Origin of the sequence: Roseobacter denitrificans OCh 114, assembly GCF_000014045.1 — a bacterium.
Classification (GTDB): Bacteria; Pseudomonadota; Alphaproteobacteria; order Rhodobacterales; family Rhodobacteraceae; genus Roseobacter; species Roseobacter denitrificans.
The window spans coordinates 431,995-447,591 of sequence record NC_008209.1 but is presented as its reverse complement, the minus strand read 5'-3'; the positions used below and the strand labels follow the sequence as shown (position 1 = coordinate 447,591).

The following is a 15,597-nucleotide window of genomic DNA, read 5'->3' as shown; positions in this document are numbered from 1 at the left end:
GAACTGACGGCGAATTAACCGTGAATTAACCAAGCCGTGGGAAGCCTGTGGCATCGGTTTGCACGGGACTTAATCACTATGGACGTCGTTGACATTGCTGCAGTTGCGGGGGCCGCTGTTTCAAGTACGCTTGTGGCCGTCTATTGGATGCTCAGCAAACAGCAACAGGCCGCTCCTGGCACCAGCCTGCAACCCAGCGACTCAGAAAACCGTGTTTCGTTTCTCTTTGAGGATGAAAACCTCGAACACGCCTCTGAAACTGCGGCGAAACTGTATAAACTCATTCCAGGACATGACGATTGGACCGGGATGCGTGAACGGTTGGTCAATCGCTTTCCAAACCTGCCAGAACGCCCCCTTGCGGCGCAATCCGGTCAAACGACGGTACCGGCGCGCGATATCGAGGATGCAGCGATCCTTGAGGTGACGCGCGCAGGTGCGTTCACGCGAATCAACATGGTTGAAAATGAGGTGCAAACCTCCGCGCAGTCGCTGCGCTTCAAAAACCTCCAGCACGAACTGGAAGATCTGCGCCGGGCCAGCGACACGACACCGCACGCCATCTGGCAGGTCGATTCCGAAGGGTCGGTAACCTGGCACAATGCGGCTTACACGGGGCTCTACAACAGGCTGCACCAGAAGGAGCCGGACCCTGTCAAACCGGTCTTTGACGTCGCACCCAGCTTCCATGAAAAGTCAGGCCGACAGCGTGTTTCGGCGCAGTTGCCGGATAATGAGCATGTTGACTGGTATGACGTAACCGTGGCCAGTGTCGGTGACATCATGATCTTTCACGCGATTGACGTGAATGCCGTGGTCAAATCAGAAGCCGCCCAGCGCAATTTTGTGCAGACGCTGGCAAAAACCTTTGCCCAATTGTCCATCGGACTGGCGATCTTTGATCGCAATGGGCAGTTGGCGCTTTTTAACCCTGCCCTGATCGACCTCACCGAACTGCCAGCGGATTTCCTGAGCGGGCGCCCCACACTCATGTCCTTCTTTGACCGGATTCGTGAAAACAGGCGGATGCCGGAACCCAAGAACTACCATTCATGGCGCCAACAAATCACCGATGTGATCGCTGCCGCAACGGATGGGCGCTATCAGGAAACATGGACACTTGAAACCGGTCAGACGTACCGTGTCAGTGGCCGCCCGCACCCGGACGGCGCCATCGCGTTCCTGATTGAGGACATCAGCGCCGAAGTCTCCGTGACGCGCAATTTCCGCGCCGAACTTGAGCTTGGCCAATCCCTGATGGATACCTTCGACGAGGCGCTCGTCGTCTTTTCATCAACCGGCGTTCTGACGTTCTGCAACCTTGCTTATCGCGAGCTGTGGGGCCTTGATCCTGACAATTCTTTTGCGGATGTGACCATCAACGACTCCGTGCGGGCATGGCAGGAAGACTGCGCACCCAATAAACTCTGGGACGGGTTGATTGATTTTGTCCTCGATTTTGGCGAGAAAACATCGTGGGACATGACGGCAAGACTCCACTCCGGCGCAGAGGTCAAATGCACGGTTTCACGCATTTCCTCAGGGGCCACTGTGGTCCGCTTTGCCCTTCTGGAACAGGCTGGCGCGCCTGCTTTGAAACAACCGTCAAACACGCAATCTGACTGACCCGTTGCAAATCCGCTTGCAGCCCGCACCCCGCGCGGTAAGCATGCAGTATGGTTTGCACTCCCCGCACAGTCACCGTCGGTTCCGCCGAAGAAACCGCGCAGCTTGCCGTTGCGTTGGGCGTGCGGCTGCGCCCCGGTGATACCCTATTGCTCGACGGGGCTGTTGGCGCCGGAAAGACCCATTTCGCCCGGCACATGATCCAATCGCTGCTGCGCGAACCCGAAGACGTACCGTCTCCGACCTTTACCCTCGTGCAGACCTATGACACGTCCTCCGGATCGCTCTGGCATGCGGATCTCTATCGTCTTTCATCTGTTTACGAGATCGAAGAGCTTGGCCTCTCCGAAGCCTTTGATACCGCGATCTGCCTGATCGAATGGCCCGACCGCCTCGGGCAGCTTACGCCAAATGATGCGCTGTTCCTCCGGTTTACACAGGGCGCGACCGACGACAGCCGCATCGTGACCGCGCGTTGGACGGATCCGAAATGGAACGCCCCGCTGCAGGACTGGAACGCGTTATGACCCGCGCGGCACAAGCCAAAGCGTTTATCGCGCAGGCGGGCTGGCAGAATGCCACTGTCACGCCTCTGGCCGGTGATGCGTCAAACCGCAGATACGACAGGTTGACCCGCGCCAATGGCGAGACATCCGTCCTGATGGATGCGCCTCCGGCCAACAATACGAATGTCAGCGCATTTGTGCAGATCGCGACCTACCTGCGGACTTTGGGCCTGAGTGCGCCGCGGATTATGCATGAAGATTCCGACGCGGGTTTTCTCTTGATCGAGGATTTGGGCGATACCCTCTTTACACATCAGATCGCCGACAACCCAGCCCTTGAAGAATTGCTGTATGAAACATCTGTGGACGTGCTGACACACCTGCACCAAAACGCGCCCCCAAAGCTCGGTTCATACGCGTCCCCAGTCACCCTACCACTCGCTGCACTGGCCTTTGACTGGTATCAGCTTGGTGCCACGGGCACCGTGGACAATGACGCAAAACGTCACTTTATGTCCATGTTAGAGCCGCTTCTTGCGCAATATGACACCGACCTGACCGTCCTGATCCAGCGGGATTACCATGCTGAAAACCTGTTGTGGCTGCCAGAGAGAAACGGTGTAGCACGGGTTGGATTGCTTGATTTTCAGGATGCCGTTCTGGGCCATCGCAGCTATGATCTGATGTCGATCCTGCAGGACGCAAGACGCGACGTTGATCCACAACTTGAGACGGATATGAAAGCACGCTTTGTCGCGCAGAACGCCTTGGACCCGCAGGCGTTTGACGCTGCATATGCCGTCTTTGGCCTGCAACGGAACATGCGCATTCTGGGTGTGTTTTCACGTCTTTGCATGCGGGATGCGAAAAGCCACTACGTCGATTTCATCCCCCGCGTTTGGGGTCACCTGATGACCAACCTCAACCATCCGATGCTTGAACCTGCGGCGGAACTGATCACGGCCTCCCTGCCCGAACCGACGTGCGATATCTGCGCCACACTCACATCAAAGAGCGGTCAATGGGCTGGTCGGTAATGCTCTTCGCCGCAGGCTTCGGGAACCGGATGAAGCATCTGACCGCTGATCGCCCCAAACCGATGGTTGAGGTCGCAGGCCGACCTTTGATTGATCACGCACGCGCGCTGACCGACGAATTGCCCGCCGAACGCGTCGTTGCAAATCTGCATTACAAGGCAGACATCCTTCAGGCACATCTGCACGGCACAAATGTTCAGACGATCGTCGAAACGCCGGATATTCTCGAAACCGGCGGTGGTCTGCGCAATGCACTGCCCTTGCTCGGGTCCGGTCCGGTCATGACGCTGAACACCGATGCCATCTGGAAAGGCGTCAATCCGCTGGACCAACTGCAAAAAGAATGGGACCCTGACCGTATGGACGGCCTTTTGATGTGTATCCCGCCGCAAAACGCTGTTGGCTATGACGGGCCGGGCAACTTCCTGATCGGGGCAAACGGTCGAATTGAACGTGGGGACGGCAGTATTTACAGCGGCGCGCAGATTATCAAAACTGAGCGGCTGGCGGACATAGATCGCCCATCGTTCTCCCTGAATATTCTGTGGGACATGTTGATGGCCGAAAACAGGCTCTATGCCATGGAATATGCGGGTCTGTGGTGTGATGTGGGTCATCCACAGGGCGTGACGAACGCCGAAGCGCTGCTGGGATACAGGCATGTTTGAACATAGCGACACGCCACGGGTCTTCGGGCTGGCGCCGGGCGTTGATTTCCCCAAAGGGCTGATCGAGGGGCTGTTGGCCCGGGTCGCCCAAGGCGCACCGGAAGACCTCGCGCGGGTGCAGCTCATCGTCAATACCTCGCGCATGCAGCGGCGATTGCGCAGTCTGTTCGATGCTGGCCCTGCCCGTTTGCTGCCCAAAATTCACCTCGTGACAGAACTGGATCGACTGGCCCCCGGCCTTGCCGTCCCGCCTGCCGTCAAACCCCTGCAACGACGGCTTGAATTGATCGCACTCGTCGCGCGTCTGATTGAGCAGCAAAAGGGGCTCGCCCCGCGCGCATCGCTCTATGATCTGACCGACAGTCTGGCGGCATTGATGGATGAAATGCAGGGCGAAGGCGTCACGGCTGAAACGATCAACAGCCTCGATGTTTCTGATATATCGGGCCATTGGCAGCGCACGCAGACGTTTATCCGCATCGTGCAAGATTATCTGGCGCAGACAACAACCACCCCCGACAAGGAAGCGCAGCAACGGCAATTTGTCTGCGCCCTCGCGGAACGCTGGGCGGTCGAACCGCTCCGGCATCCCGTCATTCTGGCAGGCTCCACCGGATCACGCGGCACCACGATGCTATTGATGGAAGCGATTGCCCGCCTGCCGCAGGGCGCGCTGATCTTGCCGGGGTTTGATTTTGACATGCCGCACCAGCAGTGGCTGCACCTGGATGATGCGCTTTTGTCAGAGGACCATCCGCAATATCGGTTTTACAAACTGATGCAGAATATCGGCGTTGGGCGCTCGGATATCACGCCATGGCACGACGCGCCGCCGCCTTCGCCTGCGCGCAATGCGCTGGTGTCTCTTTCGTTGCGCCCGGCTCCGGTGACGGATGCATGGCTGACCGAGGGGCCGAAACTCCATGACCTGAACAAGGCGACCGACCAGATTACTCTGCTCGAAGCCCCCAGCCCCCGCAGTGAAGCACTGGCCATTGCCCTGCGCCTGCGCAAGGCGGTTGAGGAAGGGCAAAAGGCGGCCGTTATCACGCCGGATCGGATGCTGACCCGCCAGATTACCGCAGCGCTGGATCAGTTCGACATCCTGCCGGACGATTCCGCGGGTGCGCCGCTCCACCTTAGCCCGCCCGGCCGCTTTCTGCGCCATGTCGCGGCGCTGTTTCACCGCCGGCTTGATGCCGAAGCGTTGTTGACCTTGCTGAAACACCCGCTGACACATAGTGGCTCCAACCGCGCGGCGCATATTCTGAACACGCAACGGCTGGAACTTCGTATCAGACGTGACGGGCTGCCTTATCCCGACGCTGATAGCATCGGACAGGCGCTTGCGGGTATTTCACCGAACGCTGATCATCAACGCGGGGTCGATGCTTGGGGGGCTTGGGTCGGGCAGACCTTTGCCGCGATGTATTCCACCACTGAGCAACCGCTGAGCCATTGGGCACAGACCCACATCGCGCTCGCCGAGGCGATTTCCTGCGGCCTTGATGGCCAGGATACCGGTGAGCTCTGGAAGCAAAAGGCCGGGCAGGAAGCGCTGAAGGTGATGACGAACCTTGCGGAACTGGCACATCACGGTGGCCCGATGACCGCATCGGATTATGCCAACCTTGTCGGCGCGCTGCTGTCAGAGGGCGAAGTGCGCGACCGCGACGCGCCGCACCCCGACATCATGATCTGGGGGACGCTGGAGGCGCGCGTGCAAGGCGCCGATCTGGTTATTCTCGCCGGTCTCAACGATGGAACCTGGCCCGAAGCACCCGCCCCGGACCCGTGGTTGAACCGCGCCCTGCGCCATCAGGCCGGGCTACTCTTGCCGGAACGGCGGATTGGCCTCGCGGCGCATGATTATCAGCAAGCCATCGCCGCGCCCGAGGTCTGGCTGACGCGCTCGATCCGCTCTGACGATGCGGAAACGGTCGCATCGCGCTGGGTCAATCGGCTGTGCAACCTGCTTTCGGGTCTGAAGGGTCAGGACGGCCCCGCGCTGCTGGAGGCGATGCAAGATCGCGGTCAATACTGGCTTGATCAAACGGTGGCACTCGAAAAGGTCGAACCCGCGACCCCCGCTGCACGCCCTGCCCCGCGCCCGCCATTGGCGGCGCGCCCGAAACGACTGGCCGTCACGGACATCAAACATCTGATCCGCGATCCTTACACGATCTATGCCAAACACGTCCTGAGGCTGCGCAAACTCGGCCCGCTGGTGCAAAATCCGGATGCGCTTCTGCGCGGCACTGTTTCGCACGATGTCATGGAGAAATTCGTGCGCCAAACCCTGCGCGACCCGGCCACATTGAACGCGGATCACCTGATCGAGATTGCGCGCGACGTGCTGAGCCGTGATGTGCCCTGGCCTGCCGCCCGCGCCTTGTGGCTGGCCCGGCTGACGCGCATTTCCGAGTGGTTTGTTATGAACGAACGCGCGCGCCAGCACATCGGCACGCCCGTTGTTTTCGAGGATGACGCCCTTGGCAAGATGGTCTGGCCGGACATCGAATTTACGCTGACCGCCCGCGCCGACCGCATTGACCAGACTGAGGATGGTGATGCGCTGATCTATGACTACAAAACCGGATCGCCGCCCACGGTCAAACAGCAGACCCTCTTTGACAAACAATTGCTGATCGAGGCGGCGATGGTCGAACAGGGCGCGTTTGAAAAACTGGGGCCGCATCATGTGGCACAGGCGACTTTCATCGGGTTAGGGTCGAATCCAGTCGAAGTTCCGGCGCCTTTGGACAGCGAACCACCCGCGCAGATACTGGCCGAGTTGCGCATGCTGGTGCTGGCCTACAAAGAGATGGATCAGGGTTTCACAGCCCGCCGTATGATGGAAAAGGACCAATACGGCAGCGATTACGATTTACTGTCGCGCTACGGCGAATGGGACATCACCCAAGACCCTGTACCGGAGGAATTGTCATGACCCCGCGCCACCCGGCGACGCAGGCACAGGTTGATGCGGCGCGACCCGATGCCTCCACATGGCTCGCGGCGAACGCCGGATCGGGCAAAACCCGCGTGCTGACGGACCGGGTGGCGCGGCTGTTGCTCGACAAGGTCGCACCGGAACATATCCTGTGTCTGACCTACACAAAGGCGGCGGCTTCCGAGATGCAAAACCGCCTGTTCAAACGCTTGGGCGAATGGGCGATGTTGCAGGATGATGCGCTCGCCGAAGCGCTGCGTGATCTCGGCGTTGAAACAGCGGTGGATGCCGAAAAACTGCGCAAGGCCCGCACGCTGTTTGCCCGTGCCATTGAAACGCCCGGTGGGTTGAAAATCCAGACAATCCATTCGTTTTGTGCGTCACTGTTACGGCGTTTTCCACTTGAAGCACGCGTCAGCCCGCAATTCACCGAGATCGAAGAACGCGCGGCGGATCTGCTGCGGGCCGAGATTATCGACACCATGGCCGAGGGGCCTGACGCTGCGGTGATCGCGGACCTTGCGCAGCATTACACCGGTGAGAATTTCGTCAAACTCGCCAAGGCCGTGGTGCAACATAAGGACGGATTTCGCACGCCGCTTTCGTGGGAAGAGTCCCTGGCCTTGTTTGATCAACCTGCTGACCTGACAGCGAAGCACATCGAGGATCAGGTTTTTCTGGGGGATGAAGCTGCACTCTTTGATACGCTCATCCCACCTATGCAGGCCAAAGGTGGAAATGATGCAAAAACAGCGGTGAAACTGAAAAAGATCTCTGGCCTGAACTTCTCGGCCTTGCCCGCGTTGGAGGAAATCTTTCTGACAGGTCGGAAAGCAAAACCGCCCTTTCGTGCCAAAATCGGTACTCTGCCGACCAAACCGACGCAGGATGTTGTGTCTGATGCCATGCCCGCGCTTGATGACTTCATGTGCCGGGTCGAAACCGCGCGCGATGCGCGGGTCGGATTGCTGGCGGCGCAAAAAACCTATGCTTTGCATCGCTTCGCCGGGTCTTTCCTCCCCCTTTATGAAGAGCAGAAGACCCTGCGCGGCTGGCTGGATTTCGACGATCTGATCGACCGGGCGCGTGCCTTGCTGAGCGACGAAGATGTGGCCGCATGGGTCCTGTTTCGCATCGATGGCGGGATTGACCATATTCTGGTGGATGAGGCGCAAGACACCAGCCCAGCGCAATGGGACGTCATCCGCAAACTGGCGGCGGAATTCACAAGCGGCGAGGGCGCACGACAGGAAGTGCAGCGCACGGTTTTCGTCGTGGGTGACAAAAAGCAGTCGATCTATTCGTTTCAGGGCGCAGACCCGCGCGAATTCGACCGGATGCAAGCCGAATTCGCATCGAAGATCGAGGCGGCGGAACAGCTGTTTCAAAACAAGACGCTGGCGTTTTCATTCCGGTCTGCCAGCGCCATTCTCGGCGTTGTTGACCGCACCTTTGACGGTCTGACGGACGCAGGCTTCACGACGGATGAACAGCACATCGCGTTTAAGCAAACGCTGCCCGGTCGTGTGGACATCTGGCCCGTCGTCGAACCGCAACCCAGCGAGGAAGACCGCGCATGGCATGACCCGATTGATCGCAAGGCCGCGCATCATCACAGCGTCATTCTCGCCGAACGCGTCGCCACGCAGATCAAGGCGATGATTGCACATGATACCATTCCGGACGAAAAGCGTTCTGATGGTAAAATCACCCGCCGCCCGGTGCAGGCCGGTGATTTTCTGATCCTCGTGCAGCGTCGCTCGGTCCTGTTCACCGAGATTATCCGCGCCTGCAAGAACAAGGATCTGGACATCGCCGGGGCGGATCGGCTCAAGGTCGGCGGAGAGCTTGCCGTGCGTGATCTGGCAGCGCTCCTGTCTTTTCTGGCAGTGCCCGAGGACAGCCTTTCGCTGGCCTCCACGCTCAGATCGCCCCTGTTCGGCTGGTCTGAAAAGGAACTCTTTCAGCTTGCCCACCACAGGGAACACGACCACCTTTGGCAAGCCCTGCGCATGCGAAGCGACGCCTATCCGGAAACGCTCAAGGTGCTGCGCGATCTGCGGGCGAATGTGGATTTCCTGCGGCCCTATGATCTGATCGAACGTATCCTGACCCGCCATAACGGTCGCCGTAACCTGCTGGCCCGCCTTGGTGTTGAAGCCGAAGACGGGATCAACGCGCTCCTGTCACAGGCCCTTGCCTATGAGCGAAACGCGGTGCCCAGCCTGACCGGATTTCTGGTCTGGATGGAAACGGATGATCTCGAAATCAAACGGCAGATCGACAGCGCGTCCAATCAGATCCGCGTCATGACCGTGCATGGTGCAAAAGGTCTGGAAGCGCCCATCGTGATCCTGCCGGACAGCGGCAAACGCAACAATCCGGTGCGCGATGATATAATCATCCTCGACGATAAACCGGTCTGGAAAACACCCGCCAATGATACGCCCGGCGCCATGGCCGCTGCTCTGGACGAGATTGCAGCGGCACAGGCGGCAGAACGGCTTCGCCTTTTGTATGTGGCTCTGACACGGGCGGAAAAGTGGCTGATCGTGGCTGCTGCAGGCGAACTCTCCAAGCAGAATGACACATGGTATCAGCGGGTGGATGCAGCCGTTGATGCAGCGGGCGCACGGTTGGTGGACATGCACGGACTGGCGGTCAAGCGGCATCAGAAAGGCGATTGGGAGGCTTTACCGCTGAGCGAAGCGAACCAGAATACCACGGTGCAAGCTACCCTTGACCCCTGTTTCACCACCCGGGCCCCGGCGCGCGCGCCCCTGCGCGAAACGGTCTCGCCCTCTGATCTGGGTGGCGCCAAGGCGCTGCCCGGTGAAGCCGGACAGGATGAAGAGGCCGCAAAAGCCTATGGCACATCCGTGCATCTGTTTCTGGAACATCTGTCCGCTGCTGACCCCAGTGACTGGCCAGCGCTGGTCGACGTTCTGTCAGACAACGGTGATCCGGACCTGCTGCGCGCCGCCAGTGAGGCCAAAACCGTGTTGCAAGACCCGAACCTTGCGCATCTCTTCACCCCGGACAGCCTCGCCGAAGTCGCGGTGACCGCCGAGTTTGGCAGCGCGCGGCTGCACGGTATCATTGATCGGCTGGTCGTCTCTGACACGGCCGTTCTGGCGGTGGATTTCAAGACAAACCAGACCGTACCCTCCCAACCCGCCACATGCCCCGAGGGGATTTTACGGCAGATGGGCGCCTATACCCACGCGTTGAAACAGGTTTACCCGGATCGAAAGATCGAAACGGCGATCCTGTGGACTCGCAATTGCACATTGATGCATTTACCGCACGATATCGTGACGCAGGCGTTACAAAACACTCTATATCTTGACGACGGCGCTACGCCTTCTTAGGTTCAGCGCTCAAACCCAGCCTGTCGAGGAGAAGACGATGGCCACCCTTGCTGTTACGGACGATACGTTCGACGCCGAAGTGAAAAATTCCGACATCCCCGTTGTAGTCGATTTCTGGGCTGAATGGTGTGGCCCCTGCAAACAGATCGGCCCATCGCTGGAAGAGCTGTCCGCCGAAATGGACGGCAAGGTGAAGATCGTCAAAGTGAACGTGGACGAGAACCCGAATTCCCCGGCACAGATGGGCGTGCGTGGTATTCCAGCACTGTTCATCTTCAAGGACGGGCAGGTCGTTTCCAATATGGCGGGCGCAAAACCCAAAGCCGCGCTGCAAGGCTGGATCGAAGACAACATCTGATCCGCAGCGAAAAACCCGAAACAGGCGTCCGTCTCGGGCGCCTTTTTTGTTGCCCTTGTGCATTTCAAACCTGCGCGCCATATAACATCGCAAGACCACGCAGGAGACCAAGATGGCGCGAGACGAATTTCCCGGTTGGCACGGGACAACGATCATCGGTGTAAAAAAGGGTGGCGAGGTCGTCATTGCCGGTGACGGGCAGGTCTCCCTAGGACAAACCGTGATAAAAGGCACCGCGCGCAAGGTGCGCAGACTCTCGCCCGGCGGCTTCGACGTTGTCGCGGGGTTTGCAGGCTCTACCGCCGACGCCTTTACCTTGCTGGAACGGCTGGAAGCCAAGCTCGAAGCGACACCCGGGCAATTGGCCCGTGCCAGTGTGGAACTGGCCAAGGACTGGCGCACCGACAAATACCTCCAAAAACTTGAGGCGATGTTGATCGTGTCGGATGGCAAAGACATCTTTGTCATCACAGGGGCGGGTGATGTGCTGGAACCCGAACACGATGTGACAGCCATTGGGTCGGGCGGCAACTATGCGCTCGCGGCCGCGCGCGGCATGATGGACAGCCCCCGTTCTGCCGAAGAAGTGGCGCGCGACGCCATGGCGATTGCCGCCGATATTTGCGTTTATACCAACGGGAACCTGACGGTCGAAACAATCAGCGCATGATTGGCAAGGACGATATCCGTGCAGCCGTCGGGGCGGGTATCCTGTCTGAGGCGCAGGCCGCATCGCTCACCTCGCTGGCCGACAGCAGACGTGGTGCGCGCGAAAACCTCGACCCCGGCGACGAGCCATTTGAGCTTTTTCGCGGGTTCAACGAGGTTTTCATCGTCATTGGCCTCGGCATTCTGGCGCTTGGCTGGATCGGCATCGTCAGTTTCGGGGCGCTGGAATACATATCCTCCGTTCAGACCTACATGATTGTGACAAGTGTCTTGGGCGCAGTCGTCATCTGGCTGTTGTCGGAATATTTCATCCGGCGCAGACGCATGGTGGCGCCTGCCATTGCACTATCGTTGATGTTTGGCGGCAATGCGCTTTACGGGTTCATCAGTGGTTTCGGCGAATTGTTCATGCTGGCGCAAGAAGACTACAGCAGCTTGCCCTTGCCACTGGCGCTTTCCACACTGGCGCTCTTGCTCTTCTGGTTCCGGTTTCGCGTCCCCTTTGCGCTGGCGGTGATCGCACTTTGCGCCTTTTTAGTCTCTGTTTTGATCGCCGGAAACAGTGCGGGCGCACCCGAAGATCTGCGCTCCATGTTCCTGCTCTCCGCTGGGGGGCCCTTTGCATTCATCACGCTGGGCCTCGGCCTCATCGTGTTTGTCATCGCCATGGTCTTTGACATGTCCGACCCACATCGGGTCACGCGCCGGTCTGCAAACGGGTTTTGGCTTCATGTCGTGGCCGCACCCGCCTTGGTCAACACAATCGCACTGAGCCTTCTGACCGAAACCGCGGGCGGCAGCAACCTGATGCTGCTCCTCGTTCTGACCCTCATCGCGCTGATCGCGATTATCATCGACCGGCGATCGTTTCTGATCGCTGCCATTGGGTATATCGTGATCCTCAGCAACACGGTGTTTGACGGCCGGCAGGCGGTCTTTACCGTGTTCAGCCTTGGCGTTTTTCTGGTGTTCCTCGGCGCCAGATGGGAGCGTATTCGCGCCTTCCTCATGAAGCGCATGCCGGGTTTCATCCCACGCCACCGGCTGCCACCGGCGGGCGGATGACGGTGGCCACCTGTGTAAATGGATCATACAAGGTTGCCGTTTTCGCGCTTGATCCTTACATGGCCTGTAACAACCATCTTGGAATATACTTTTGACTGATCTTACCCCCCGCGAAATCGTTTCCGAACTCGACCGCTTTATCATCGGGCAGAATGACGCCAAGCGTGCTGTTGCCGTGGCCCTGCGCAACCGCTGGCGGCGCAAGCAACTGGCGGATGACCTGCGGGACGAGGTTTATCCGAAAAACATCCTCATGATCGGACCGACCGGTGTTGGTAAAACAGAAATCAGCCGACGGTTGGCGAAACTGGCCCGCGCGCCCTTTCTGAAGGTTGAAGCCACCAAATTCACCGAAGTCGGCTATGTCGGGCGTGACGTTGAACAGATCATCCGTGACCTGGTGGATAACGCGATCAGCATGACGCGCGATCACATGCGCGATGACGTGAAGGCCAACGCGCATCAGGCGGCCGAAGAACGGGTGATTACCGCCATTGCCGGCGAAGATGCCCGCGAAAGCACCCGCGAGATGTTCCGTAAGAAACTGAAAGCCGGCGATCTGGATGATACCGTCATTGAACTTGATGTCGCTGATACCTCCAGCCCTTTTCCAATGATGGACATTCCCGGCCAACCCGGCGGAAACATGGGGATGATGAACCTTGGTGACATCTTTGGCAAAGCGCTCGGAGGACGAACGACCCGCAAGAAGATGACCGTTTCCCAAAGCTACGACATTCTAATCGGTGAAGAGGCGGACAAACTGCTGGATGATGAAACGGTAAACCGTGCCGCCATCGAGGCGGTGGAACAGAATGGCATCGTGTTTCTCGATGAAATCGACAAGGTTTGCGCAAAATCCGATACACGCGGCGGCGATGTGAGCCGCGAGGGCGTGCAGCGCGATCTGTTGCCGTTGATCGAAGGCACCACCGTCAGCACGAAACACGGGCCGATCAAGACCGACCACATCCTGTTTATTGCTTCCGGCGCGTTCCACATCGCGAAACCCTCTGATCTTTTGCCGGAGCTTCAGGGCCGCCTGCCCATCCGGGTGGAGCTGCGCGCCCTGACCGAAGAGGATTTTGTGCGCATCCTGACGGAAACCGACAATGCGCTGACGCTGCAATACACCGCCCTTATGGGCACCGAGGAAGTTACCGTGTCCTTCACCGAAGACGGCATCGCGGCGCTGGCAAAGATCGCCGCTGAGGTGAATCAATCCGTCGAAAACATCGGGGCGCGCAGACTCTATACGGTGATGGAGCGTGTGTTCGAAGAGCTGTCGTTTTCCGCGCCGGACCGTGCGGGTGAAGAGATCATCGTGGATGCCGCCTTTGTGGATGAGAACCTCGGCGCGCTGGCAAAATCGACCGATGTGAGCCGCTACGTCCTTTAGCGCTTTTCAAAGACGCGCCTGCCTGCGACACCACTCGCATGGGGTATATTCGCTTTGTCATTGAAAACAGGCTGTTCCTGCTGGCGGGGTTCTTGCTGTGCTTTACCTCCTCCTTCGGGCAGACCTATTTCATTTCGCTCTTTGCGGGTGAGATCAAGGACAGCTTTTCCCTGACGGACGGGGATTGGGGGGCGATCTATACCGTCGGCACCACGCTTTCTGCCATCACCATTATCTGGGCCGGGGCCTTGACCGATCGTTTCCGCGTGCGGCACCTGTCCTTTGGAGTGATGGTCTTGCTCGCTCTGGCCTGCATGGCGATGGCCTTTGTGCCGAGCGGGTTTTTGCTGGTCATTGTCGTTTATGCCCTGCGGTTGATGGGGCAGGGCATGATGTCACAACTCGGCGCTGTTGCCATGTCGCGCTGGTTCGTGGCCGCGCGCGGGCGGGCGATTTCGCTGGCATCCATGGGGTTCGCTGTGGGTCAGGCGGTTTTACCGATCATTTTCGTGGCCTTGTTGCTTCAGTTTGACTGGCGCAACCTCTGGATGCTCGCTGCGGTCTGCATCATTGTCCTGATCCCGGTAATGCAACTGCTGCTGCGGCAGGAACGCACGCCGCAATCCATGGCCGAAACGGCGCAAAGCCTCGGAATGCAGGGCAAGCATTGGACGCGGGGCGAATTGCTGCGCCATCCGCTGTTTTACATGATGATCCCCCTCATTCTTGGTCCCGCCGCCTGGGGCACGGCGCTGTTTTTCCAGCAAGTCCACCTGACAGAGGTCAAAGGGTGGAGCCTTGTGTCCTTCGTCGCCCTGATGCCGATCTACACGGTTTCCACCATTGCCTTTACCTTCGTCACCGGCTGGGCAGTGGATCGCTTCGGCGTCAAATGGGTGGTGCCGTTCCAGATGCTGCCCTTTGCGCTGTCTTTCGCGGTGCTGGCCTTTGCCGATACGATCTGGATGGCCGGCGTGGGTCTGGTGATTTTCGGCATGGGGCAGGGCATGCAGGGCACGGCGACAACTGCATTCTGGGCCGTGTTTTATGGCACGAAACACCTCGGCGCGATCAAGGCCGCTGGTGCCGCGCTGATGGTCTTTGGCTCAGCGATCGGTCCGGGTGTCACCGGGGCTTTCATTGACTGGGGTGTGGATTTCCCCGAGCAGATGATCCCGATTGCCGTGTTTTATGTCGCGGGCGCACTCCTCGCCGGTCTTGGAATCTTGCGGTACCAGCGCGATTTGCCCGGTTAACGCCCGCGTCGCAGATAAACGTAATATGCCCCTCCACCACCGTGGCTGACATGCGCCTGACTGACCTGCATGACCACGGACGACAGCGGCGGCGTCGCCAACCATTGCGGGGCCTGATGGCGTAGCACACCGTGGCGCACAGGGATCGGGCCCCCTTCGTCGCGATTCTTACCCTTGCCGGTGATGACCAGAACCAACCGCTTGCCCGCGCCGTGAGACGACAGGATAAATCGTGACAAGGCCGTATGTGCACGATCCAGCGTCATCCCATGCAGATCGATGCGGCCTTCGGGTTTCAATTTACCCCGGTTCATCTTGGCAAAGGTCTTTCGATCCATCTGAACCGGTGCCTTGTTCAGGCGATCCGGCAGGGACGGCGCAAGGTCGTATTCGATCTTGCGTGCGGCCGGTTTTGGCGGTGTTTTCCCATCCAGCTTGATCTCGACCGGCAGATGGACATCGCGTTTTACATGCTGGGGCGCATAGGCTTCGGGGTCAAAGGTTTGTGTCTGGCGCAGCGCTTGCGTATTCTCGGTCACTTTCTGCCAAAGTTCGACCTCATCAGGTTTGAGGCGCCGCCGGGTCACTGTGCAGGACCTCGCGCCATCTCATATGCATGTTGAGTTGGCAGCAGAACAAACATCAGGTTTTGACCTTTTGAACGCAAAACCGGACCCGCCATGAGCAGG

General features: G+C 59.0%; 12 protein-coding genes. 11 read left to right on the top strand and 1 reads right to left on the bottom strand.

Translation table 11 applies throughout. The features are described 5' to 3' along the window. Nucleotides 1–78 precede the first annotated feature (78 nt). The 11 genes from RD1_RS02125 (at nucleotide 79) to RD1_RS02075 (ending at nucleotide 14,908) form a co-directional block, all read left to right on the top strand. Complete coding sequence (locus RD1_RS02125; protein WP_044032893.1) at nucleotides 79–1,626, top strand: PAS-domain containing protein; 1,548 nt, start codon at nucleotides 79–81, stop codon at nucleotides 1,624–1,626. 50 nt (nucleotides 1,627–1,676) lie between these two features. Next, nucleotides 1,677–2,153, top strand: coding sequence for a tRNA (adenosine(37)-N6)-threonylcarbamoyltransferase complex ATPase subunit type 1 TsaE (gene tsaE / locus RD1_RS02120; protein WP_011566791.1), 477 nt, complete (start codon nucleotides 1,677–1,679; stop codon nucleotides 2,151–2,153). Then, a complete protein-coding gene (locus RD1_RS02115; RefSeq protein ID WP_011566790.1) occupies nucleotides 2,150–3,169 on the top strand; it encodes an aminoglycoside phosphotransferase family protein in 1,020 nt (339 codons plus the stop codon). The genes tsaE and RD1_RS02115 overlap by 4 nt, the downstream gene beginning before the upstream one ends. Further along, the gene (locus RD1_RS02110; protein ID WP_011566789.1) at nucleotides 3,154–3,837 is read left to right on the top strand and encodes a nucleotidyltransferase family protein; all 684 of its coding nucleotides are present in this window, start codon (nucleotides 3,154–3,156) and stop codon (nucleotides 3,835–3,837) included. The genes RD1_RS02115 and RD1_RS02110 overlap by 16 nt, the downstream gene beginning before the upstream one ends. Further along, entirely contained in the window at nucleotides 3,830–6,787 is a 2,958-nt protein-coding gene (gene addB / locus RD1_RS02105; RefSeq protein WP_011566788.1) for a double-strand break repair protein AddB, read from the top strand. The genes RD1_RS02110 and addB overlap by 8 nt, the downstream gene beginning before the upstream one ends. Next, the gene (addA, locus tag RD1_RS02100) at nucleotides 6,784–10,161 is read left to right on the top strand and encodes a double-strand break repair helicase AddA (protein WP_011566787.1); all 3,378 of its coding nucleotides are present in this window, start codon (nucleotides 6,784–6,786) and stop codon (nucleotides 10,159–10,161) included. Before addB ends, addA begins: the two co-directional genes overlap by 4 nt. Nucleotides 10,162–10,198: 37 nt before the next feature. Then, nucleotides 10,199–10,519: a thioredoxin gene (gene trxA, locus RD1_RS02095; protein WP_011566786.1), complete on the top strand. Its 321-nt coding sequence runs from the start codon at nucleotides 10,199–10,201 to the stop codon at nucleotides 10,517–10,519. Between the two features lie 112 nt (nucleotides 10,520–10,631). After that, on the top strand, nucleotides 10,632–11,189 hold the full coding sequence (hslV, locus tag RD1_RS02090; RefSeq protein WP_011566785.1) for an ATP-dependent protease subunit HslV: 558 nt from the start codon (nucleotides 10,632–10,634) through the stop codon (nucleotides 11,187–11,189). Next, on the top strand, nucleotides 11,186–12,253 hold the full coding sequence (locus tag RD1_RS02085) for a hypothetical protein (protein ID WP_044032892.1): 1,068 nt from the start codon (nucleotides 11,186–11,188) through the stop codon (nucleotides 12,251–12,253). The genes hslV and RD1_RS02085 overlap by 4 nt, the downstream gene beginning before the upstream one ends. Before the next feature lie 91 nt (nucleotides 12,254–12,344). Next, a complete protein-coding gene (gene hslU / locus RD1_RS02080; RefSeq protein ID WP_011566783.1) occupies nucleotides 12,345–13,652 on the top strand; it encodes an ATP-dependent protease ATPase subunit HslU in 1,308 nt (435 codons plus the stop codon). 38 nt (nucleotides 13,653–13,690) lie between these two features. Next, nucleotides 13,691–14,908 (top strand): MFS transporter, encoded by a 1,218-nt coding sequence (locus tag RD1_RS02075; protein WP_011566782.1) that lies wholly within the window; start codon nucleotides 13,691–13,693, stop codon nucleotides 14,906–14,908. On the opposite strand, the gene RD1_RS02070 is transcribed toward RD1_RS02075, so the two are convergent. After that, nucleotides 14,905–15,495, bottom strand: a complete 591-nt coding sequence (locus RD1_RS02070; RefSeq protein ID WP_011566781.1) for a Smr/MutS family protein — start codon at nucleotides 15,493–15,495, stop codon at nucleotides 14,905–14,907. The genes RD1_RS02075 and RD1_RS02070 overlap by 4 nt on opposite strands. Between the last annotated feature and the right edge of the window lie 102 nt (nucleotides 15,496–15,597).